Raw genomic sequence first — 22406 nt, 5'->3', positions numbered from 1 at the left:
TAGCCTTGTATACCAAAAAGGTAATATCAGTAAAAAACAGGACAGTAAGGGGTATGTCCAGTAAACTCGCAATAGCCGTGAACAGGCTCAGACTCGCGCACGAGCTTAGGAGAAGAGGGGTCTATGTTAGGATGCATGCTTACGAGTATCTTCTAGGCTATAAGGGGAGAATAGCAGGTGTTCTACTCCTAGAACCCACTCGCAACAGGGCGAGCCTTTACCTTGTAAGCGGTGCGACGCAAACTGATCTGGAAATGATAGTAGAGGAAGCCCTGCGACAGATAGAGCCGGGGGTCCAGCTAGCCGTAAACACGCAGAGTAATTCCTAGTTTATAGATAAGTCCTCAAGAAAGTCAAGCTCTAGATTTCTGAAATGAATTTTGCAGTCATGATTGTAACAAGCATGATTGTAATAATATTGTAATAATCTAAATGCTACCTTTTCCATCTATAGGAAGACTGTGGCCAAAACAGTGACAAGCCTTGCCCCTTCCAGGGCGGGGAGGAGGTTAGGTGTGCCCAATCTGCTACGCATATATCTTAATAAACACTTAACATTTTTAGCAGGCATTAGAGGGTAGTTGGAGAGGTAGAGCTATCTCATTTTTGAGTACGACCTTGGGAGTTATGGCAGTACAAGATCCAAAGATTATGAGTGGTAAACAATGGGGCGATATAACTTCGTTATAAGAGGCATAAGACGAATAAATAACAAGAGGAATAAATAACAAAAAGAAAATTTTATATTTGATTGGATAAAAATTCATATCGATCACAGATGGATAAAAAACTCTTATATGGCATAGTTGTAGTTGCAGTCCTCCTTGTCGTAGCATTCCTAGTATACCCGATGCTTAACCCACAACCCGGGACAGCCCCCCGTCAGGGGACTCAACAACCCTCAACTCCATCCCAGCAGACTCCATCACAGACACAGCAGCCCAAGGAAAAAGTGGTCCTAAGAATCTCGACGACTACAAGCATGGATGCTACAGGGTTGCTACAGGCTATTAAGCAGAGGTTTGAAGCCAAATATCCCTGGATAAATGTGACATGGGTCGCCGTTGGTACGGGCCAAGCAATCGAGATCGCAAAGAGGGGGGACGCAGACCTAGTAATCGTTCATAATAGGGACCTCGAAAACCAGTTCATCGCAGAGGGATACGGCGTTCATGGTATAACTTTCGCCTATAATGACTTCGTACTTCTAGGGCCACCAGATGATCCAGCCGGAGTGAAGAGCGCTAAGAACGCTGTAGACGCATTCAAGAAGATCTATGCCGCTGCTGAGGCCGGAAAGACAGTCTTTGTCTCAAGAGGAGACAGGTCAGGCACTCACTTGAGAGAACTACAGTTATGGTCTATGGCCGGCGTTGACCCCAAGGGCAAGCCCTGGTATAAGGAGACGGGCCAGGGGATGTCCCAGACGCTCATGGTAGCCGACCAGCTGAACGGGTACACTCTCTCAGACCGATCCACCTACCTTGCCTTCAAAGACAAGATACACCTGGTCATTCTGAACGAGGGCGACCCCCTGTACCTTAACATTTACCGAGCAATACCAGTAAACCCCAAGAAGTTCCCACACGTCCATTACAATGAGTCTCTCCTATTTGTCACCTTCATAGTCTCACCCGAGGGCCAGAACTTGATAGGAACGTACGTTAAGGGCGGAGCTAAACTCTTCAACGTGTGCTTTGGTAACCTAACAAAGCTGGGAATATACGACCCCTACGAGTACGACCAGATGAGCGGACAAGTCGTCTTCTACCAGAGCCTGATAGGGAAGAGCTAGACACGACGGATTTAAAAAAAGTTAATTTTTTTAGAACGGTGGGCTTCTTGGAGTATTCCGAGATAATACAAATAACTCTTCTCTCCTTGAGGGTCTCGGGGATAGCTGTCCTCCTCTCTACACTAGTGGGCGTTTTTACTGGGGCTTATATTGCCGTCTCCCAGACGCGTTTTAAAAACATAATTGTAACTCTTGTAAATACATTTATGGGAACTCCTCCCGTACTACTGGGCCTCGTACTATACCTTTTGCTTTCCAGGTCAGGGCCTCTCGGCTTCCTAGGAATACTCTTCACACCTGAGGCCATGATATTGGCGCAGTTCCTCCTCACACTACCTATAATAACAGGCTTGACGATAACAGCTATAGAGGCGCTTCCGCAGGAGACAAAGGAGTTCTTCCGGTCTTTAGCTATACCAAAGCATTACGAGCTCCTTTTAACTCTCAACGAGGCGAGAGTTGGGATATTCGGAGGAGTGCTGGCTGCACTCGCGAGGGCTGTGTCTGAGGTTGGAGCGGTAATTATAGTTGGAGGTAATATACGGTACTACACGCGTGTTTTAACCACTGCAATAGTCTTCTACACGAATACAGGGGAGTTTGAAATGGTATTATGGCTGGGCGCAGTTTTGACACTTGTCTATCTCGCCATAAACACGGTACTATTAATACTCAGGTTCAAGCTGGGTGTCAAGGGTGCTTAGGGCCCAGAACCTCACGAAAAGGTTTGGAGACGACAAGGTAGTAGACAACGTAAGTTTAGAGAGCCCAGAAGGGAAAATTACCGTTATCATGGGTCCAAACGGTGCTGGAAAGACAACCCTCCTGAAGATGCTGGCACTGTTAATACCTCCGGACGCCGGGGAGATAGAATACAACGGGGTAAAGGTGAACACGCTCGGTGAAAAAGAGAAACCCGAATTCCAGAGGAAAATCTCTTTTGTCCCCCAGAAGCCCCCAGTGCTAACTGCTAGTGTTTTCAGGAACGTCTATCTACCACTGAGGTTTAGAGGGGTGGAGCCCTCAAGGGCTAAGTCTTTAGCGGAGGAGTGGCTGGCTCGTTTCCGACTTGCAGGCTTTTCGAGGAAGAACGCCCAGAACCTGTCTGGCGGCGAGAAGCAACTTTTGGCTCTCGCAAGGGCATTTGCCACCCAGCCTGAAATCCTCTTGCTGGACGAGCCTACAGCACACCTAGCACCCCAGAACGCAGAGTTTGTCCGAGAGTTCATAAAGCGGTTTGTATACGAGACAAAGGCCCATGCCATTATTGTTTCCCACAGTGTAACCGAGGCAAAAACTCTGGCCGACAGGCTCTTGGTTATGGTGTCAGGGAAGATTAAAGCTGTATACGATGGCGAGTTTAGAGAAGAAGAAATACTTAAGTGGATCTAAGTTATTCGGGCAAAGCAAAGATATATCCATGTCCTCGTTAATTCCATGATTCCGCTTGGAGGAGAGAGACCTCGAGAAAACCCTAAAGCTTTTGTCCCAGTTAAAACCGGTCATTAGCATACGGTTAGTTTTCGACGAGAGGGTTGTCTCGGAAGAGGATATTCATTTGCTCGAGACACTTGCAGATACGGGCTCTCTAAAGGAAGCCTCCAAAAAGCTTGGCGTCGACTATAAGACTTTATGGTTGAGGCTGAAGAAGATCGAGCAGCTACTCGGAGTCCGATTAGCGGACAAGAAGAGAGGCGGTGTCAGGGGTGGAGGGTTTGAGCTTACATTTGCAGCGGAAGCCCTGATGGAGAGGTACAGGGTTGTTGCCAGCATGCTCGAGAAAACCCTGAAAAATGTTCAGCTTAAGCCGGACTTAATCATTTATGGGAGCGACTGCCCTGGAATAGAACTAGCCGGCCGACTTCTTGCTGAGAAGGGTTTATCTGCGGAGTACCTAAGAGTTGGATCGCAGATGGGCCTTGAACTACTCTTAAAAGGATACTCGCACCTGGCGGGGGTACATGTAATAGATCCGGAGACGGGTGAATACAACTTGCACTTGATCAAGAAAAACAATGGCAAGGATCTCGTGCTTATCAGAGGCTACTGGCGTGAAATAGGATTTATTGTGGCTCCAGGCAACCCTAAAAACATTTTCTCCCCCGAAGACCTTCTGAGAAGAGATGTGGTGCTAGCAAATAGGAACAAGGGCAGCGGCACCCACATACTCCTGAACTACTTGTTCAAGAAACTTTCCCGAGAATACGGAATACCTCTCCACGCCATACATAGCAGGATCAAAGGCTACGACTCTAGCTACGTATCGCATCGCGAGGCAGCCCTGAGGGTATTAAACGGTAAGGCTGATGTAACGATAGGCCCTCTGTGGACAGCTAAGAGTCTGGGTTTAGACTTTATACCTATTTCAAGGGAAAGATTCGATTTTATAACACTTGGAAGCCACGTCAATTCGCATCCAGTCAAAATGTTTATTGAGGTGATAAGGAGTAAGGATTTTAGTGATGCTGCTCTTAGGTTAGGAATATTCACGGACTATGACACTGGAAAAATTATAAAGTAAAGCCATACTGACTCAGAGAAGGAACAACGCTCTAACAATGAGCCGAAAACACTTAAAGAATGAAAATTTACTAGAGTTTGAACGTAGACTGGCTAAACGGGACCGGCTAGCAACTGACTAGAGAAAAGGGTGATGAGGAGTCTTATGTTAATTTTTTGCCGAAGCCGGCTCTCGAGGGACTGTTGTTGAACACCTCCTCAACGTGGAAGATGTAGGTTGGCCTGTTCTCTCTTGCCTCTGGGGGAGTATAGTGGAAAGCGTCATGAACCAAGTTTACAAATCGATGATAATCATCGTCGAGATGTATGCTTATACTGCATCTCACCTCGAAGCTTATGGCGGGGGGCTGGTAGAAAACCAGGCATGCCTTTCTCGATCTCTGGACTATTCTCCATGTGTGTTTTGAAGAATGGGGTATTCTCAGGGCTAGCTCAAGGCTTGCCATCTTTTCAAAGTCAACTCTTTCCTCGGCCATCCCCCTAGGGAGGTATATGTAGTCTAGGAGAAGCTTTATGCCACGCCTTGAGTATTCTTCAAGTATTTCTTTTTCTCGCTCCGGGTGAGCGGCTAAGGCTTCATCTGCTACTTTGATGTGTTCCTCAAACTTTCTAGAGGCCTCAGCCAGGAACTCCTTCTTTAGGACATACCCGACACCTATTACCTTCCCGTTTACCTCTATAGTCCCGTTGTCCTGGAGTGCAGCGGTACACAATACGGGATTATGCCTCGTGAACTCCAACTGGAGCCTGTAGTGGTCAATCGACGCTCCTTCCAGGATTTGAGAAATCAGTGCACGCCTAGCGAAATAGTTCCATTCGATGAACTCCCGTGGTAGTTGAACCATTGCCTCTCAAAGATTTCTTAAAATAAAAAATTTTGCCCGAACTAGCGGGAAAATACTGTTCTTGTGAGAAGCATAGAAACGAAGACTAGAGAACCTATAGCTATGAGCAGGTAATCCCTCCTCCTCATCCTGAGTTGACGATACCACGTGTGGCACCCTGATGCGCCAAACCCTCTTAGCTCCATGGCGTCGGCTATATCGTAGACGTTTAGAGCAGCGCTGAGTGTGACGGGCAATATAAGTGGTATCACGCGAAGTACTCTTCCAAGGGGGTTATTCCCCCCGCTCGGCCTATAGCCTCTAGCCATCTGGGCCTCCAAAGTCTTTCTCAGTTCGCCTATCATCTCTGGAATGTAACGGAAGCTAAGCTCCACTACGTAGGCGGCTTTGTAGGGTAGGCCCATTTGCCCAAGGGCTGGTGCGTAGAGGTTTGGGGGTGTTGTGAAAATGAGGGTTAAGGTTACGGAGGCTATGGAGAGGAGCCTGACTACAGGGGTTATTGAGCTTATCAGGTTCTCATAGGTAACCTTAATAGGGCCGGCTTGGAGTAGGGTGTGTCCCTCCTTTGGATACAACAGTGTAAGCACAAAGAGGTTGAGAAAGGACAGAAATACAACTATGAGGAAAATGAATTTCCACGTGGGTAGCGTCTTCCTCAGGGGTAGGCGAGCAAGAGAGTAGAAACCAATAGATAGTAGAAGCAATAACAAGACTTCGAAGAGATTAGAGGCGACCAGTGTTGAGGCGATAAATAGAAAAACAAAAATTATTTTAGCCCTTGGGTCAAGCCTGTGTACGACACTGTCTCCCTCAATATACCGGACGATGTTTTCACTCATACCAGTTAAGCCCTTCTAGCCCTGCCCCGCGCGGCCTGATAGTAAGCGGCTACCAAAATTGGGGTCAGTATTGCTCCGTTTAACGCGTCTGTTACAGCGGCGGGTAGGAATAAGGCGTAGATTGCTTCTTCTATAGTGGAGATACCGTACCCAAATATGTAGTCGGTGAATGACGCGAAGCCCATCCCGATGATCGAGCCGATTACGGCTAGGACAGCACTCCAAACCAAGCCTAGACGGGTACTTCTTTTATCCTCGGGTAGTATATAGACTATGAGGCCTGGTATAAGGCCTAGTAACCCGTTGCCAACGTCCCAGTTCCACCAGAAGCCTCCCCATGATATTGCATCGCTGATAATATTTCCCAGAAAGCCTGAAACAAACCCCACCAATGGGCCAAAGACGTAGCCGAAAAACATGGGAATTGCCACGCTCGGCCGGAGCGCTACAAGTTGTGTACCGGGAAGCTGGAGCATATTGAAGAAGACGTTAAGGGCTGCGTAGAGAGCTGTCCCGACAGCCATAGCGACAATCGTGACAGTGCTAATACCGCCCCGTTGCGTTTTCGCCGTCACAATCTAATTAATTTATATTATTCATTTTAAGCGTTTTGCAACATCCTTTCTAAGTCCTTCTTCCGATAGACGCGCCTACCACCCGAGAGCTCACGGCCCAACCTTATAAGCTGGGTTTCACGGAGGCTCCCCTCCTTCAACACCTTCTCATCTGCTAGAATCTCAACTGTAGGCCCGTCAGCGATTACCCTCCCCCTGGAAAGGACGACCGTCCTACTAGTGTACTCGAGTGCAATGTCCACGTCATGGGTTATCAGAACAAGCGTTTTAACCTTCTCTAAACCCGTCACGAAGTCGAGAAACCTCATATAATTCGCGTAGTCTTGTCCAGCCGTGGGCTCATCCAGGATAAGGACGCGGGGGTACATTGTTAGAACCGCCCCTACACATATACGCTTCTTTTCCCCATAGCTCGACGCGAAAGGCGATGCGTTTAACAGGTGCTGGATACCACAGGCCCTTGAAACCTCTGATACCCGCTCCTCAATTTCTTCTCTAGTTACACCCAGGTTTCTTGGACCGAAAGCCAGCTCCTCTTTGACGGTTCGAGCGAAAAGCATTGAGTAGGGGTCTTGGACGACCAGCCCTATCTTCCCTGCCAGCTCATAGGGTTCCTTTTGTCTCGTATCCTCTCCATCTATAAGAACTCTACCTCTCGAGGGTTTCAGCAAACCGAGAATGTGCTTGGCTAAAGTCGATTTCCCAGCCCCATTGTTACCGAGAAGAGCTACCCGCTCACCCTCACGGATCTTCAAATTAATTGCCTCGAGGGCGTATCGAAGACCATCATAGCTGAAGTAGACGTCCTCAAACACAATAACTTCCTTTCCGAGGCTTACTTCTCCCTCATCTAAAACTTGAAAACCCGTTGAAACTTCAAACTTTCTCGGATAAAGGTAACCAGAGGGCACGCGAACCTTATCCTTAAACTCGATGAGTCCCTCAGGGGAATCCAGTTCCTTTACAATCCTCCCGTTCTCCATGACGATAATCCTATCTATATCGACGCCCTCGACGACCTCCTCCGTTCTATGTTCAGCTATTATCACTGTCTTCCCTCTACGCCTAAACTCCGCAATCTGGCCAAGTACAAGGCTAACCCCATCACTGTCAAGATTCGCCAGGGGCTCGTCGAGAAGGATAATCTCAGGATCCATCGCCAGAATCCCTGCAAATACAACCCTCTGTTTCTCCCCACCGCTCAGCGCATTTATATCCCTCCCGGCTAGGTGGAGAGCCCCAACAGCTTTCAGGCTAGCCTCCACTCTCCTTGCGACCTCCTCTCTAGGGAGACACAGGTTCGCGGGTCCAAACGCAACGTCGTCCTCCACGGTCTGCGCCACAAGCTGCCTGCTCACCTCCTGCATAACCGTCCCAACAGTCTTAGCAAGGATCTGGGGCGTTGATTCAGCTACGTCAAGGCCAGCGACACGGACTCTACCAGTGTATTCCCCTAAATATCTGTGAGGTATTAACCCATTTATAGCCCTTATAAGCGTAGACTTCCCGCATCCACTCGGGCCGACAAGGAGAAGGATCTCTCCTTCATCGATTGAAAGGCTAACCTTCTCCAAGGCAAACCTCTGGCTACCCAGGTACTTAAAGGTGAGATTGTCTACCTCGATAAGTGGCACAACTTAACCTAGCCTAACCAATTTTATTATTTACGGTTCATCTCTTGATCAAATAAAAGAAAAGTGAAGCTGGGAATAATGAGTGTTTCCTATATAGTGAAAGCCTTTTATATTATATATATTGTCAATACTGATTAATTAGTCAATAAATTCAATGTTTTTCATTTATTTCTTTTTATATAATATTGAATAACGAAAAACTTATAAGATACGATTTGAAAATATTTCTCGTGGCAGGACAACAGCCCAAGAATTATATAACACTGGCAGCCATAGCAGTAATTTTCCTCATTCTAGGCTATGCCTTGGCTCTACTAGTAACCCCCAAGCCTTCTGTTACTACTCCCCAAGGCTCTGTCACATATAACCTCCCACTAAATGAGAGAACAGTATACGTGTATAACTGGTCCCAGATAGAGTCCCTAGCTAAACAGGAAGGGAAAGTTGTTTTCGCAATATTCGGAGGAACTCATGAACAAGACGTCTTCAACCATGTGTGTCAGAACTTCCAAGCCAAGTATGGAATACAGTGCCAGGTTGTCCTGGGAGACTGGTATAGCACGGTTCAATCACTTATCGCCGACAAACAAGCAGGCAAGACTGTGGGACAATACGATGTTGTATTCCTGTGGTCTCTCCCGTTCAAAATGGCAAAGGAGAACGGTGTAGTCTGGGACGTAAACCTGAGGGAGATAATCCCGAATGCAAAGAAGGTCCCGCTCCTAGCTAACATGTTTGGCACAGACATGTACCCCACGGACGGGAGATACATCCCCATCGTATGGTGGCAGGTCGTCATGCTATACAGGAAGGACATTCTAGGTCAGTGGCCGAACGCCGATGTCCCGAAGAGCCTGGACCAGCTTCTTGACTGGGTCAAAAACCATCCCGGAAAGTTTACTTATTGTGATCCAAACAAGGGCGGTAGCGGACATACATTCCTCATGGCACTTCTCTACAGTCAGTACGGGTACGATAAGTTTGCCTTTGCAGGATACAGTGAGCAGAGAGCTCACGATATCATGTACAGCCCCGGTAAGAGCGGAATGAACTTCTGGGACTACCTCAACGAGATCGAGAAATACATGTATCAGCCAGGCAATTATCCACAAGGTAACGTCGCCGCTATACAGTTATTCGAGGCTGGCGAAGTCTGGCTTGAACCTCAGTGGATAGACACAGTCCTTGCCGAGATTAATGAGGGAAGACTTAAGCCAGAGTGGGTCGGGATGTACATACCTGACCCAGGCATGCCTGAACCTTGGGACGGAGTTATAGTAGCCTTCAACGCTCCACACAAGGCCGCAGCCTTACTCTTCATAAACTATCTCATCGAAGACGAGACTCAAGCATACATAGCTGCCAACGAGGGCACATTCCCCGTTGTACCTAATGCTTGGAACCTTGTACCCGCTGACGTTAAAGCGAACCCTGCTTGGCCGGTCAATATTCCTTACGGAAGCTTCGAGAAGTGGTTCTTCTACGGACCGTTCTACTTCAGACATGCAGAATACATGAACTACATGATGCAAAAGTGGGTAGACGAGGTGGCTAAGAAATAAATTACTTGTTATAAAAATAATTTCTTTTTTTGCCGGGGATGGTAATGTCTTCTCAGAATTCAGCTCCACTAATATATCTCTTGCCGATATACCTCTACCTATTAGTTATGCTAGTAATACCCCTGGGAATAGTCATCCTTGGGGCTTTCGGAATAATATCATTCTCTGGAGTCCAGCAACCAACACTCAAGGGATTCCAGACTTTCTTCACTCCTGGAAGCCTCTATCTGGAGTCTACTTTCTTTACTGTCTGGAACAGCACAGTCGCGACATTTCTAGCTGTGGCAGCCGGGTATCTTTTCGCAATCTACTTGACTATTCGAAGACCAGGCTGGTGGGACAAGTTTTCGTTTGTCCCACTGATAGCAATCTACACCCCGTACCTTATAGCTGCATTCATGTGGTGGACCCTTCTCTGGCCTAAAGGATATCTAGCCATAGGGATTAACTGGCTTCTTCAGAAACTGGGATTAATACGGGAACCACTATATCTAGTAAATGATCCTTACGGTATAGGCATCATCCTGGGTAAAGTGTGGTATACCTTTACTCTCACATTCCTTTTAACTTATGGCCCGCTTCAACTGATCAACCCTGAGATAGTAGAAGCCGCCAGAATACTTGGCGCGCCAATGAGAACGGTTATTACAAAGATATATTTCCCGCTTTCAAAATACGCTCTACTCGCATCCTCTTCCATAGTATTCTTGGATAATCTTACAGGCGTTTCGACGCCCCTGGTTCTTGGCGCCTCCTGGCCCCAATATCTGAGCGTCGTGATATTAAACGATGTCACACTGTTCTTCAACTACTTGATGGCATTCACCTCCGGCTTTGTCTACATAATTTTATCGCTTCTTGCAGGATACTTCTTCTTCAGATATACAACAAAAGCGATTGTTTACCAGGTGAGATAGAATTATGGATAGACAACGAGCCTGGGATATAATTATCCTTACCTTCCTATTATTCTTCTACATAGCGCCTGTATTCATGGCTGTGCTTTACGCGCTGGCTGAGCAATGGTACTTTGGCACAGACCTCTTCCCCTCCCGCATCGGTCTGAACTGGATACTTAAAATGATAAATGATCCCTATGTGCAGGGAGCGTTAATTAACAGCTATATACTCGCGCCACTCACAGCCTTGTCGACAGTAGCCTTGTGCATACTTCCGGCCTACTATCTAGCAATGAATAGAGACAGATTCGCCATACTAACCGAAACCATCGTCAACCTTACCATGGCATTACCGGCTATCGTCGTTGGAACAGGACTCCTATTCCTTTACACTTGGTTGGGATTAAGGAATAATCTCATCGCTCTTATACCTGCCCACATGTTCTTTGCAATACCCTTTTCACTTCGCAGTATAACGGCATCCTTCATGCAGGTTCCAAAGGATCTCGGGGAAGTGGCCAGAGTATTCGGAGCTACAAGGTTACAGGTAATAACAAAGGTCTACCTACCTATAACTTGGAGAGGGCTCCTCTCAGCCTTCATCTTCTCGATGGCTATATCCCTCAACGAGTTCGTAATGACACTACTGCTAGGAGCACCCTCCATTAAAACACTGACTATCATTGTGTATGAACTCATCCGAGGCTATGCGATTTCTCCTCCACGAGCCGCCGCCGTAAGCTTGTTTATCCTTTTCCCGAGCCTGATCGGCGGATTCATATCTGAAAAATATTTCCGTGTTTCTGTTTCACTAGGTGGAGCGGGTGGTAGGTAATGGTTCGGATAGAGCTTAAAGATATATATAAAGGGTATTACGGGGGAAAGGTAGTAGCTGCAGAGATAGAATATCTAGAGATTAAGGACAAAGAGTTCTTCGGGCTACTAGGGCCCTCAGGTAGCGGAAAAACAACAACTCTACGTATCATTGCAGGGCTAACCCAGCCCGACCGTGGAATGGTTCTGATCGACGGGGAAGATATAACGCAGCTTCCACCCGAGAAAAGAGGCTTAGGAATGGTTTTTCAAAGCTGGGCCCTTTTCCCTCACCTAACGGCCTTCGAAAACATAGCCTTCGGACTACGACTCAGAAAGATTCCAGAAGATGAAATTAAGAGGCGTGTCCAGTGGGCTGCAGAACTGTTACAAATCCAGGATCTCTTGAACAGGTATCCGTACCAGATGAGTGGAGGGCAACAGCAAAGAGTTGCAGTTGCGAGGGCAATCGTCGTCCAGCCTAGAGCATTACTCTTCGATGAACCTCTAAGCAACCTGGATGCAAAGCTTCGTGAACAAGTAAGGTTCGAGCTTAGAAAACTCCAGCGTGAGCTAGGAATAACTTCTGTTTACGTTACCCATGACCAGGCTGAAGCATTAGTCATGTGTGACAGAATAGCTGTAATGAATAAGGGGAGGATAGAGCAGATAGGCTCTCCTGAGGAGATTTATGGCTCTCCGGCCACGAGATTTGTGGCAGAGTTCATGGGTATAACCACATTGATACCTGGAAATGTCTTGGAAATAGTGAATCGTGACAAGAGCCTCGTCAGGGTGGCCCTAGAAGAGGGAAATATTGAACTTTTAGCCAGGACAAACTTAGAAAAAGTGACTAAAGATAGCAAAGTTTTCCTTGCCGTTAGACCTGAAGCTGTGAGACTCGCGCATCCCACTGAGACATCCAACGTAATAGACGTGAAAATCCAGACGGGATCTTATCTGGGTGATCATTATGAGTACATTATATCGTTGTCGGGCTACCTTATAAGGCTTAGAACGCCTGTCAACGTGCGCTTAGATTCTGGGAGCAGCGTGAAGATTAAACTTGAAGAAGAGACATTATTTGCAGTTCCCAGATGAATTTCTAGTTGTTTTTTAACACTTTAATCCTTTGATTATTATTTACAGAGGCGCTCAGATTAAATGGACAATTAGATTCCTTGAGGTTCATTCTAGAGGTGAGTAATAAATCTTAAAACTCCCTTTGCGCTTCGGGAAAATATCTTTTTATTTTGCTTACGAGTGATGAGTCAAGAACAAGCATGGGAAGGAGCCTTTTAAAGATCTTAATTGGACCAATTCTCTTCTTGCTGATGGTTATTTCTCCACCGCTTCCTTTAGTTGAGCAGGCATCCAGGGTGCCCGGAGCGCCTAAAGCCCCGCAGATCGCCCTGGGAGGGCTTCTATGGATTGCAGAGTGGTGGGTGACGGAGGCGGTTCCGTTAGGTTTAACCGGTATTTTGGCGGCGGCGCTGTTTAGTCTTCTTGGATACGTCTCGTGGTCGACGTCTCTAACCAGTTTTACGAACCCTATAATATGGATCTTTATGGGAGGTTTTGTTCTAGCAGCTGCTTTTAAAAAGTGGGGTGTGGACAAGAGGGCTGCACTAGCAATAGCTAAGCTCTACTCAGGAGGTGACCCTGCGCTAGTGGCCTTTTTCGCGGCAAGCCTACCTGCATTCTTGCTGACAATCACGGGTTCTATCACGGCTTCTGCTAGTGTTGTGTTCCCTATCGCGTTATCTTTGCTCACGCTTATGAGAGCTTCAGACCAGTACGTGGAGGCTACCATGCTGGCTTTGGGTGAAGCTGCCACCGCGGGGGCTATGTTATTTTTGATAAGCACTCCGCCCAACCTAGTCGCGAAGCAGGTTCTTGAGTCGAGTATTCAGGGTTTCAAGCTCACATTCCTAGACTGGATTATTGTTGGGACTCCACAAGCCTTGATAGGGCTATTTGTAACCTGGCTAATAGTCTTCAAGATCTTAAAGATTCCCGAAAAGCGTGTTGAGCCCCCTAAACTACTAGATGAAAAACCCCTCACTCTTGAAGAGAAGCTAGTATTAGCCGTATTTTTCGCCACATTAACGCTTTGGATTCTACCGGGAGCCATCCTACTAGCCTCCTCTCTGGACGCTCGCTATGAGCCGCTAGCTAAGACAGTCACCACCCTCCTGCCTGAAGCCGCGCCGGCCGTTTTAGCTATCATCGCCTTAGGCTTTATTAAAACGAAGAAAGGCCCCCTGCTCACGATGGACGAGATTTCAAGTGGGATAGACTGGAACGTGATATTCATGTTCGGCGGAGGAATAGCCATGGGATATGCGCTCGACTCAAGCGGCTTCTCAAATTGGCTAGCCTTAATGATCTCTAAGCTTGGAACCCTCGACATATACAGTCTGTCGGCTGTCGCGGCCCTGATAGGATTCGCTATAACGTTTCCAGCCTCAAACACCGCGGCTGCCATAATAACCGTCCCGCTTGTAGCCTCGATAGCCAAAGGTATGGGGGTAAACCCGGCCTATCCTGTGATCACGGCAGCACTTGCTTGCTCGATCTCTAGTGCTTTGCCGTCTACTACGCCTCCCATGGCGATAATATACGGCTCGAGAAAGGTGAAAGCTTCAAACATGTTCAAGGTTGGAATGCTCGCAGACGTTGTCCGGCTCATAATTTTAATGGCTACGGAGCCGATACTGGTCTCCATCCTCTTGAACATTAAAGGTATTCCATGATAGCCGTCTTTTTACCCTCTAAGACTTTTCCCTTTTCCAATACGAATTTCTACTCGCTGTTTTTCATGCCCAGAGAATTCCTCGCATAGTGTTATCCAGCCCTGCTAACCGTCAAGGATTTTACTCTTTGAAACGACTAGGAATTGCTTAGACAATGGCTAGACTCCGCTATATTGATGGGCTTTACTGGTCCTCCTGTCCAGACAGCGAGCTCCTGGCTTCTTTGGCGAGAGAGGGGCTGAGCATGATAGTGGATCTAACTGAGCACGAGTGCTCCTATGAACCGCCCCCCGGTGTCGAGATCATGGAGTACCCCATCATGGATTTTTCATTTAATCCTTTCGAAGACGTCTTGGTGCATGTAGCTCTACCTGTACTGCAAAGGCTTCAAGGTGGCGAAAAAGTTCTTGTACACTGCCGAGGAGGGATTGGAAGAAGCGGCATCACAGTAGCCATGATTCTAGGACTTAAATACAGGTTGCCAGCATCAGAGGTGAAGAGAAAGCTTAGCACGCTTGGATTTATGGGAGAGACGCCCTCACAGAGCCTAGCCTTTCGCTGGTTTTTCCGGGCAAGGGATCTTGTGGGAGAGGATTTGATAGTACGTCTTGTGAATAAACTCGAGAGTATCAGGGACGAGAAATCGAGCTACTGGGAACTCTATAAAAACCATGCCTCAACAGTCGCCGGCGTAGCCCTTGACATACTCGAAGCCATCTCAGGCATTATCAATCTTGAGAGAGAGGACTATCTGAACGCGTACGTTGCTGGCCTTCTTCACGATGTCGGGAGAGTAGTGTCTAGCGAGGAGGAGCACCACGAGAAAGGTGCTAGGCTTGCCCTTGAATTAGGAGAGCTGACAAAATGTTGTAACCGTTTGGTCGTCTCGAAGGCCATATTCCACCACAGGAGATCCACGGATCTTCTAGGCGATCCAGAGCTACAGAACCTTGGAGAAAAAGCCCGACTGATAGCAGCGACGGTCAGGCTGGCAGATACATTCGACGATGTTTACTCGGGCTGGGGCGCTTACGAGGCATACGGGTGTTACAGAGGAATAGAGCTCGAGGGGTCTTCGCTAATATTCCTGCTTTCCTGTAATCCACCTATATGGCTTGAGAGACGCTTAGCCGAGAAATCAAGCGCCTTTGAAACTCTAACAGGTATCAGAGCTATGATAGAATTTGCGGATGTAGAGCAGGATGAGTTGTAGCTTAACCCCTAAACTACTCAGGAAATCACCTATCAAGTAGTCACGTGAGGCCTACAGGGATTACTAAAAAGTAACATAAACTCATGCTGCCCCTACGTGACCAAAAGTTAACCTGGGATGATCCGACTACATCAATAAAGCTTAAGGTAATTTCTTCCAATATGTCTAAAGTAGATTTTTCTCCAAATAGATCTTCGGAAAAACCTCCCTGCTTGCTTCAACTATCTTGATGACGTATTCCCTCCAGTCTCTAAGAATCTTAGATCTTTCCCATGCTATGTCTAAGTTTTTCACAAAGGCTAATCACCCTTTCAGCGAGATCGATCAAGTATTCCCCGTCTTCTCTGTCAAAACTCTTATAGAAATACCTGCTTGTTAGGTAAGCGTCCTCCAAGTTGTGTAAACCTCTTTTATTTTCCCTTATAAACCCGTCTACCAATTTTTCATCTACTCGCTTGAGCTCGCTTAGGAGATGTATTAGGGAGTAGGTTCTTGGATAATCTCCTATAAGCTCTAATAGTGTGGCCTTAAGGTATATTTGAGCGGCCTGCTCTGCGTTAAAGGCTGCAAGGTCGTAGAACCCCTTCTGCAGTGAAAATTTCGCGGCCTCAAGGAATGAGAGCGCCCTCCTTTTCAACAGATCTATTTCTTCCTCGCTTCCACCGACATTTTATTAAGTTACCTGAAGGTCACCTTTAAGCTAATCGTTGGTTAACCACGCATCACGTATGGTGAACTATAATAGAACATACGGCCCTGCGAGTAGTCTAGCATGTAAAATAAAGGAGGTATAGCCCCTTGATCTTATATGAGGGCAAAGAAGTTTAGTTCTGAGAGAACCCTATGGGACTAAGACTTGGCTGACAGCAGCATACGTAAGTTTTCCGGCGTTCCTGCCGTCTTTAACAGATTAAGTGCTGCACCATAAAGCTTGGTCAACTTCTCAACGTCTTCCCGAGCGTAGCCCTGAGTAAGTAGAGTTACATTCATAGTGCTGCTTATAAGGGACTCTGCCTCCGCGAGCGAAATATTTCCAAGAACGTAATGGCTTAGAATATCCTCAAGAAATCTTACCGCTAGTCTTGGATCGTGTAAGAGTTTCCTCCTGTAGAGTGGGCCAGGGTTCTCGTGTAGTTTGAGAGTGGAGAGGTCGACGTCGCCAGATGGTAGATTTAACGTTTGTCTTATTACGGGGGGCTTTCCATCTAATCGTCTTTCATAGGAACTCTCACTCTTTTTGAGATAGCCTCCTATCTCGCGTAGAGCCTTTTCAGCAAGAGCCTCAGCCTCCCCCTCCTCGAAAACCCTCCAATCAGTATTGTGCTTGAATCTTGAGGGGTCTGTCCAAGAGGGCTCGAAGGAATCAAGTTCATCCGGCTTCAACGCTACGCACACTACATCCAGTTGCCTGTGCAGGCTTAAAGGCGCGGTAAAGACTCTCTGGGGATCCATAAGGTTCTCCACCTTTATTTTAGAGCCGTATCTGAGATTCACCGCGTGGACTTTTCCACGAATCCTTTCAAGTATAAGCTGTACTGCCGACCAGGTCGCGTCGAGGACGCCATTCTTCTTAAGGAACCCCTCGCTTAAAGCCCCCTCGTGCACGTGGACGTGCATCCCACGCCCGCTCCACTTGAGCCACACGCTCCTTGTAACGCCTTCCTTTTCGAGCTCTTCTACGATTAGACGCGCTACCTCGACGGTAGCCTTCCAGTGTTCTGGAGTGGAGTCTATGTCCCAGGTAAGCGTCCTTTGTCTGATGTTGCTTGAATAGTCAAGTGCGTCCTCTCGCCTTTCAAGTTTGTGGTAGATGTTCGCCGTGCCATAAAAAGACCTGGGACCTAGAGCAGCCAGCCGTTTGAAAACAGTATGAAAGTCCGCCGGCTTGCTTACACGCAACGGCAAGGCTCCTATATACCTTATGAGTATCGGCCTACCATCTTTGAGCTTCCTCTCACAGTGGACGGCTACCCATCTCCCCCTTAGAAATTCTGAGAGCTCTGCCACCACTCGAGGGTTCGAGTAATGCTTTAGAGGTAGAGAGGACAAGGCGGCTCTAGAAGTGATAAAACAACGTAACTATAATGTTTTACCGCACATTTCCTTCGTAGAGTTCACGGTTCATGAAAGTGATAAGGGCCATAAGCGTGGCGTGAAAAGTTAGATCCTCACGGGTTACCATAGACTTTGAGAGCAGCTTTATTAAGCCGCCCTTCTCGCCAATATCCTTCGTACCGTAATAAGCATCAGCCACCTCCTCTAGTTCACGGTAACCCCCTCTGAAAATTCCGTCTGTGAAGGCTCGTGGTAATGGGAAGCCAGGGCTTAATCCTATTGAGACACCCCCCTTATTGTCCATGACATAAGCCAGCTGTACATCAATGTAAAAGTCTCCTACCTGGATAATACCGGCTTCAACCCCCACAGAGAAGTCAAAGACATTCACCGATTTAGAAGCCGTTTCAGCCCTCAGCTTAGCCCCATGTAATATCTCTAACAATCCTAAGGGCTGTGGGTTCGGGGTTTCCACACGGATACTAGAGAGCTCTATGGCTCCATATACAGCTTCAAATGCCCTGCGTATACCCACCAGCTTGGACGGGTTTGTCGTACCAGCTATAACCCGCATAACCACTTCCATACTAGGAATCTTAGCTGCTAAAAATACTTTAAGACGAGATGAATAATTTTGCCTAAGACCTAGGGGGATACCTCCTCAAGCGGTTTCCCCTTTGTCTCTACACCCAGTGTGAATACAGTGAAAGCTGATACGATGTGCATGAGTGCGAATAAGGAGAAGGGCGTCAGTGGGTCTTTAAAAGTTTGCATGAGGACGCCGGCGGCATATGGTCCAATAATCCCCCCTATCCGACCAAAGCTGTTTGCCCATCCGCTCCCGGTCCCCCTCAACCGCGTCGGATAGAGCTCTGGCGTATAGGCGTATGTTACCCCCCATGCCCCAAGATTGAAGAATGAGACCAGACTACCCCAGATGAACAGGTCGAGTTGAGCTGACGCCATGAAGACTCCTATACTTGCTAGTCCACCCAGCAACATATAACTGGCAAGGGTCGGCTTCCTGCCTGCTTTCTCGATGAGGTAGGCTGCAGAGAGATATCCCGGGATCTGTGCTAAAGTTATAATTATTGAGAACTCAAGGCTCTTTGCATAGCCAAGTCCGCGTGCATTGAGCATATCTGGTAACCACAGGAAAATCCCCCAGTAGGTCAGAGCTATAGCGAACCAGTGTGTCCAGAGCATGATCGTTCTTCTAAGGTAAGGCGGCCTGAGAAGCTCCCATACAGAAACACTTGCTAAGCCCTTTGACTTCATAGAGTTTTTCGCTCCTTCTACTACAGAACTGCTTGAGTTCAACTCCTTTCTTAGTTTTAGGTATCTAGGCGATTCAGGTAAAGTAGGGTAAAGGATCATTGCAAGTAAGATCGACGAGAAGGCAGTTAGGAAAACCGGCCTCCAGCCATACATTGGTGCTATAATCCTCGCCAGGAATAACGCGAGGAGCCAGCCGAGAGCCCAGGAGCTCTCAAGAATGGCTACTAGCCTGCCGCGCGAGTATGTGGGGGCAAACTCACTCATCATCGTGCTAGCCACAACCATGTAGCCTGCATTAGAGGCTCCTGCTAGGATACGGTAAAAGCTTAAGTCTAACCAGCCACGAGCGATATAGCTCAGCGAGGTGAAGACTCCTAGACCAACCGTTGAGACTAGAATGCTGATCCTCCTCCCGAATCTATCAGCAAAATACCCATAGAGAGAGGCACCGACCAGCATTCCCAGGGACCAGCTACTTAGAACACGACCAGTTTCCTCGCCGGTTAGGTGCAGATCCGATTTAATAAGGCTTAGCGTCCCGCTGACTATCCCTGCGCACATCGCCCCTAAGCCCCAACCCAACATTAGAAGGATCAAAACCCTCCTCGCTGACATTCTACAATATAATACAAGATAGATCTAAAAATTTTTCATGGAGAATTTGATCCTTGATGGCTTCTAGGGCAGTATCCTTATCTTTTAAATTTTGGGTTAAAATCATATAAGGAAAAATTTTTATTAATAAAATAAAATGTTAGAAAATTGATAAACATGGATTTACTAAGCCAATGGCTGAGTTACCCAGCATCTATAGATAGGATTTTAAGCATCATCGGCATCGAAATACACTGGTTCATACTCCAGTACGTGCTCGGATTACCGCTGGTGATCCTTCTCGCCCTACTAGCTTACAAGAGAACAGGAAAAACGAATTACGAAAAAATAGCTAGAACAGCCACAAAAGCCCTGGGGTTAATATTCGCCGTCGGAGCTGCCTCGGGGACGGCATCCGAGTTCGGACTCGTAGTGATATGGCCAAACCTCCTAGAAGCTGCTGGACGTTACATTTATTTCCCACTGTACCTTGAAATCTTCGCCTTTCTCACCGAGATAGTCTTCATCTACCTACTTGTCTTTGCCTGGAGCAAGCTGTCGCTAAACGCGAGAATAGCTATAGCATTCCTAGCGCTCTTCGGTGCATGGTTCAGCGCAGCCATGATTGTGAGCGTTAACAGCTACATGGTTGCCCCCACCGGGATAGCCCCGGCCTTCGACCAGCAGAAAGGCTGGCTCTACCAGCAGGGATATCCCAAAGTTCTACTTGTTCTCCCATCGCAGATAGCCTCTGCTCTCGACGTGTCAAAACTTCTCCCTCTGGAGGTAGAAGTGGTTGGCGAGGTTAAAGAGGGGGTCGCCGTCTATGTCCCGTCAAGGATCGTTGCACGTCTCGCATACGAAGCTTGGAGTGGAGTGACCCTAAGGGACAGCGTACTAGCTGGTTTCTTGAAGCCCGGGATTCAACTTCCAGCTGAGAAGATACTTGTAAAAGATTTAGTCGACAGCATCCTGTTAGCCACAGTCGAGCACGTCGGGTATACAAGCGTCACTTTCCTGTCTCCCGTCTATCCAGGAAGCATCCTACACTCTATAGGTGCTGGAATCACCACAACAGCTTTCACCATTCTAGGGGCATACGCCCTTCTTCTTTTAAAGAAGAGGTCGGAATACTACGAGACCGGTCTACGCTTCGGCGTTATACTCTCACTCATAGCTATCATTGTACAGGGAGCAATTTTTGGCCACGTGATGGGAGAGGAAATAGCGCATTATAACCCTGAAAAACTAGCCGCAATGGAGGGCCAGAGCAGCAGCATCATGAGCATCCCTCGGACGTTTGGAATAGAGAACCTGATGAAAATAATAATATATGGGAGGCCTGATGCGCAGCTACCCGATTACGATCTTATACCTCCGGGATACTGTGTCCTAGGAGGTGCCCCGCCTATCTCTGATTGCAGGCCTCCCTTGCTCATCCACTATCTTTACTACGTTAAAACGGGCCTTGCAGTCCTGCTAGGACTCTTCGCGATAGTCATGTTTGTCCTCGTTTACAAGAATACAAAGATAAACACATCTCTACTCGTGCTTGCAGCCCTAAGCCCCATACTCGCACAGCTTGTATCATTTCTAGGTTGGGCTGTAAGGGAGATCGGCCGTAAGCCATGGTCCATCTACGGGGTGATGACCGTTGACGTTGCACACACCGCAAACCCTGCAAGCCCCTCCGCATACATTCTTGTAGCGTTTATCTTCTTGGCTGCCCTCTCTCTACTCATCTATGCGGCTTACAGGATATTATATCTCCCGTCATTGAGAGGTGATCAGTAATGAATGCCCCGGTGTTTTTCCTCGCGCTAGTCTTCGGCTTGCACATAGTCGCGGTAAACCTAGGCATAGCCTTGTCTACTATAGTTGTATTTCTCAAAAGGCAGGCCGACATCAAACTTGACAAAGAAATAGATGCAACAGCCTATAGCTTCTTCCGAATATACGCTGCAACCTACGGTCTAGCAGGCGTCATGGGAACGGCTTTCACTGTATTCCTCTTAAGCTTCTATCCAGGTTTCCTTGGCATCGCGGGAAACATAACAATGATCCCATTCGGGATATCTATAGTGGCTATTCTCCTACACTTCCTAGCAATAGTTGTCTACTACTACGGTTGGGACAAACTGGACAGGAATATCCATCTGGCCTTTGGAGTACTCCTAGTGCTGACAGCTTACCTGATACCCTTAGGCTTCAGAGCAGTTTTTGCCTTCTTGAATACACCTGTCGGCCTCACCCTCTCCCCTAAGCTCAGCCTAGACGTATTAGCAGCCTTACAAAACCCAACCTTCCTGCCCCTATACTTGAAGAGTGTCACTGGCGCCCTTACAGCCGGCTTTCTCTTCATTGCAGCTCTTCTCAACCACAAAGCAGTAACTAACGGAATCTCGGAGGAGGAGAAGAGTCTGCTCCGCAAAAGCCTTGAGTACGCGGGTATGGGATTGTTCGCGATGATGTTTCTTGGAGCGTGGTACTCGATATCACTAGCGGCTACTCCTATAAAGTTTAATAACATATTCGGCTTTCTAGGAGTAAACCTGGCGGCTCCAACGACATCCAACTACTCATGGTTATTCCTGCTGAAAATGGTATTGGTAGCTTGGCAGGGCTTCATACTCTTCAAGCTCTACAGAGCAAGGCTTGAACAGCAAGAGTTGAAGTCGACAACAATATTGACTTACTCTGGCGCAGCGGCAGGGCTACTCACCATAATGCTGGGAGAATACCTCAACGCCTTCTCACAATACCCATACCTCGTCGCCAATGCTCCGCTCATCCTCAATCAACTCCCCGAGCCGTACAAGACGATACTCGCAAGCGAGCTGAACATGGAAAAGCTGAACCCTCTCGCTCAGAGCCCTGAACTCTTCTTAGTGACAGCTGTCGGCTTAGCAATATTAATGACTGCTGCAGCCTACCTGATATACAAGGTTTTCTTTGAAAAAGGCCCCGAGTAATAGGATTCTCGTCAAAAATTATTTTTTTTTAAAAAATGATTCAGCAGCTTTTTTCA

21 protein-coding genes are annotated in these 22406 nt (G+C 47.5%); 13 read left to right on the top strand and 8 right to left on the bottom strand.

Features of this window, described 5'->3' with window-relative positions; genetic code table 11:
* The first annotated feature begins 53 nt into the window (after window positions 1–53).
* The 5 genes from MA03_RS02435 to MA03_RS02415 all read left to right on the top strand — a co-directional run bounded on the left by MA03_RS02435 (window position 54) and on the right by MA03_RS02415 (window position 4316).
* Entirely contained in the window at window positions 54–329 is a 276-nt protein-coding gene (locus tag MA03_RS02435) for a hypothetical protein (protein ID WP_191118680.1), read from the top strand.
* A 449-nt stretch (window positions 330–778) separates the two neighbouring features.
* Window positions 779–1795 (top strand): substrate-binding domain-containing protein, encoded by a 1017-nt coding sequence (locus tag MA03_RS02430; protein WP_052883748.1) that lies wholly within the window; start codon window positions 779–781, stop codon window positions 1793–1795.
* Between the two features lie 47 nt (window positions 1796–1842).
* Window positions 1843–2499, top strand: a complete 657-nt coding sequence (locus MA03_RS02425) for an ABC transporter permease (RefSeq protein ID WP_191118679.1) — start codon at window positions 1843–1845, stop codon at window positions 2497–2499.
* Window positions 2492–3187 (top strand): ABC transporter ATP-binding protein, encoded by a 696-nt coding sequence (locus tag MA03_RS02420; protein ID WP_191118678.1) that lies wholly within the window; start codon window positions 2492–2494, stop codon window positions 3185–3187. The genes MA03_RS02425 and MA03_RS02420 overlap by 8 nt, the downstream gene beginning before the upstream one ends.
* Before the next feature lie 55 nt (window positions 3188–3242).
* Window positions 3243–4316, top strand: coding sequence for a substrate-binding domain-containing protein (locus MA03_RS02415; protein ID WP_052883745.1), 1074 nt, complete (start codon window positions 3243–3245; stop codon window positions 4314–4316).
* 142 nt (window positions 4317–4458) lie between these two features.
* Here MA03_RS02415 and MA03_RS02410 read toward each other — a convergent pair whose 3' ends face one another.
* Genes MA03_RS02410 through MA03_RS02395 form a run of 4 tightly spaced genes read right to left on the bottom strand, consistent with a single transcriptional unit; the run spans window position 4459 to window position 8208 of the window.
* Window positions 4459–5160: a hypothetical protein gene (locus tag MA03_RS02410; RefSeq protein WP_052883744.1), complete on the bottom strand. Its 702-nt coding sequence runs from the start codon at window positions 5158–5160 to the stop codon at window positions 4459–4461.
* 41 nt (window positions 5161–5201) lie between these two features.
* Window positions 5202–5999, bottom strand: a complete 798-nt coding sequence (locus MA03_RS02405) for an energy-coupling factor transporter transmembrane component T family protein (protein WP_052883743.1) — start codon at window positions 5997–5999, stop codon at window positions 5202–5204.
* A 5-nt stretch (window positions 6000–6004) separates the two neighbouring features.
* Window positions 6005–6574 (bottom strand): ECF transporter S component, encoded by a 570-nt coding sequence (locus MA03_RS02400; RefSeq protein WP_236944915.1) that lies wholly within the window; start codon window positions 6572–6574, stop codon window positions 6005–6007.
* 26 nt (window positions 6575–6600) lie between these two features.
* Window positions 6601–8208, bottom strand: a complete 1608-nt coding sequence (locus MA03_RS02395) for an ABC transporter ATP-binding protein (protein ID WP_052883742.1) — start codon at window positions 8206–8208, stop codon at window positions 6601–6603.
* A 230-nt stretch (window positions 8209–8438) separates the two neighbouring features.
* On the opposite strand from MA03_RS02395, the gene MA03_RS02390 reads away from it, so the two are divergent.
* The 6 genes from MA03_RS02390 (at window position 8439) to MA03_RS02365 (ending at window position 15451) form a co-directional block, all read left to right on the top strand.
* A complete protein-coding gene (locus MA03_RS02390) occupies window positions 8439–9770 on the top strand; it encodes an ABC transporter substrate-binding protein (protein WP_191118677.1) in 1332 nt (443 codons plus the stop codon).
* 44 nt (window positions 9771–9814) lie between these two features.
* On the top strand, window positions 9815–10687 hold the full coding sequence (locus MA03_RS02385) for an ABC transporter permease (protein WP_191118676.1): 873 nt from the start codon (window positions 9815–9817) through the stop codon (window positions 10685–10687).
* A gap of 4 nt (window positions 10688–10691) precedes the next feature.
* Complete coding sequence (locus MA03_RS02380) at window positions 10692–11504, top strand: ABC transporter permease (protein WP_052883739.1); 813 nt, start codon at window positions 10692–10694, stop codon at window positions 11502–11504.
* Entirely contained in the window at window positions 11504–12583 is a 1080-nt protein-coding gene (locus tag MA03_RS02375) for an ABC transporter ATP-binding protein (protein WP_052883738.1), read from the top strand. The genes MA03_RS02380 and MA03_RS02375 overlap by 1 nt, the downstream gene beginning before the upstream one ends.
* 182 nt (window positions 12584–12765) lie before the next feature.
* Window positions 12766–14238 (top strand): SLC13 family permease, encoded by a 1473-nt coding sequence (locus MA03_RS02370; RefSeq protein ID WP_191118675.1) that lies wholly within the window; start codon window positions 12766–12768, stop codon window positions 14236–14238.
* Between the two features lie 154 nt (window positions 14239–14392).
* On the top strand, window positions 14393–15451 hold the full coding sequence (locus MA03_RS02365; RefSeq protein ID WP_052883736.1) for an HD domain-containing protein: 1059 nt from the start codon (window positions 14393–14395) through the stop codon (window positions 15449–15451).
* A 259-nt stretch (window positions 15452–15710) separates the two neighbouring features.
* On the opposite strand, the gene MA03_RS02360 is transcribed toward MA03_RS02365, so the two are convergent.
* From MA03_RS02360 to MA03_RS02345, 4 genes are all read right to left on the bottom strand, one after another.
* Window positions 15711–16088 (bottom strand): HEPN domain-containing protein, encoded by a 378-nt coding sequence (locus tag MA03_RS02360; protein ID WP_052883735.1) that lies wholly within the window; start codon window positions 16086–16088, stop codon window positions 15711–15713.
* Window positions 16089–16300: 212 nt separating this feature from the next.
* Window positions 16301–17500, bottom strand: a complete 1200-nt coding sequence (locus MA03_RS02355) for a hypothetical protein (RefSeq protein ID WP_191118674.1) — start codon at window positions 17498–17500, stop codon at window positions 16301–16303.
* A 40-nt stretch (window positions 17501–17540) separates the two neighbouring features.
* A complete protein-coding gene (gene yjjX, locus MA03_RS02350) occupies window positions 17541–18080 on the bottom strand; it encodes an inosine/xanthosine triphosphatase (RefSeq protein WP_236944950.1) in 540 nt (179 codons plus the stop codon).
* Between the two features lie 71 nt (window positions 18081–18151).
* Window positions 18152–19399, bottom strand: a complete 1248-nt coding sequence (locus MA03_RS02345) for an MFS transporter (protein WP_052883732.1) — start codon at window positions 19397–19399, stop codon at window positions 18152–18154.
* A 156-nt stretch (window positions 19400–19555) separates the two neighbouring features.
* Between MA03_RS02345 and MA03_RS02340 the strand changes: the two genes are divergently transcribed.
* Window positions 19556–21172: a cytochrome ubiquinol oxidase subunit I gene (locus tag MA03_RS02340; RefSeq protein WP_052883731.1), complete on the top strand. Its 1617-nt coding sequence runs from the start codon at window positions 19556–19558 to the stop codon at window positions 21170–21172.
* Window positions 21172–22350, top strand: coding sequence for a cytochrome ubiquinol oxidase subunit I (locus MA03_RS02335; RefSeq protein WP_052883730.1), 1179 nt, complete (start codon window positions 21172–21174; stop codon window positions 22348–22350). The genes MA03_RS02340 and MA03_RS02335 overlap by 1 nt, the downstream gene beginning before the upstream one ends.
* Window positions 22351–22406: the final 56 nt, after the last annotated feature.

Origin of the sequence: Thermofilum uzonense (genome assembly GCF_000993805.1) — an archaeon.
In the GTDB taxonomy this organism is placed as follows: Archaea; Thermoproteota; Thermoprotei; order Thermofilales; family Thermofilaceae; genus Thermofilum; species Thermofilum uzonense.
This window is presented reverse-complemented; position numbering and strand designations above follow the sequence as displayed.

Excerpts from the sequence above, each read along its gene's own strand:
- MA03_RS02375 (WP_052883738.1), top strand. The coding sequence starts at position 11,504 with ATGGTTCGGATAGAGCTTAAAGATATATATAAAGGGTATTACGGGGGA.
- MA03_RS02385 (WP_191118676.1), top strand. The coding sequence starts at position 9,815 with ATGTCTTCTCAGAATTCAGCTCCACTAATATATCTCTTGCCGATATAC.
- MA03_RS02435 (WP_191118680.1), top strand. The coding sequence starts at position 54 with ATGTCCAGTAAACTCGCAATAGCCGTGAACAGGCTCAGACTCGCGCAC.
- MA03_RS02335 (WP_052883730.1), top strand. The coding sequence starts at position 21,172 with ATGAATGCCCCGGTGTTTTTCCTCGCGCTAGTCTTCGGCTTGCACATA.
- MA03_RS02410 (WP_052883744.1), bottom strand. The coding sequence starts at position 5,160 with ATGGTTCAACTACCACGGGAGTTCATCGAATGGAACTATTTCGCTAGG.
- MA03_RS02430 (WP_052883748.1), top strand. The coding sequence starts at position 779 with ATGGATAAAAAACTCTTATATGGCATAGTTGTAGTTGCAGTCCTCCTT.
- MA03_RS02365 (WP_052883736.1), top strand. The coding sequence starts at position 14,393 with ATGGCTAGACTCCGCTATATTGATGGGCTTTACTGGTCCTCCTGTCCA.
- MA03_RS02405 (WP_052883743.1), bottom strand. The coding sequence starts at position 5,999 with ATGAGTGAAAACATCGTCCGGTATATTGAGGGAGACAGTGTCGTACAC.
- MA03_RS02345 (WP_052883732.1), bottom strand. The coding sequence starts at position 19,399 with ATGTCAGCGAGGAGGGTTTTGATCCTTCTAATGTTGGGTTGGGGCTTA.
- MA03_RS02340 (WP_052883731.1), top strand. The coding sequence starts at position 19,556 with ATGGATTTACTAAGCCAATGGCTGAGTTACCCAGCATCTATAGATAGG.
- yjjX (WP_236944950.1), bottom strand. The coding sequence starts at position 18,080 with ATGCGGGTTATAGCTGGTACGACAAACCCGTCCAAGCTGGTGGGTATA.
- MA03_RS02370 (WP_191118675.1), top strand. The coding sequence starts at position 12,766 with ATGGGAAGGAGCCTTTTAAAGATCTTAATTGGACCAATTCTCTTCTTG.
- MA03_RS02380 (WP_052883739.1), top strand. The coding sequence starts at position 10,692 with ATGGATAGACAACGAGCCTGGGATATAATTATCCTTACCTTCCTATTA.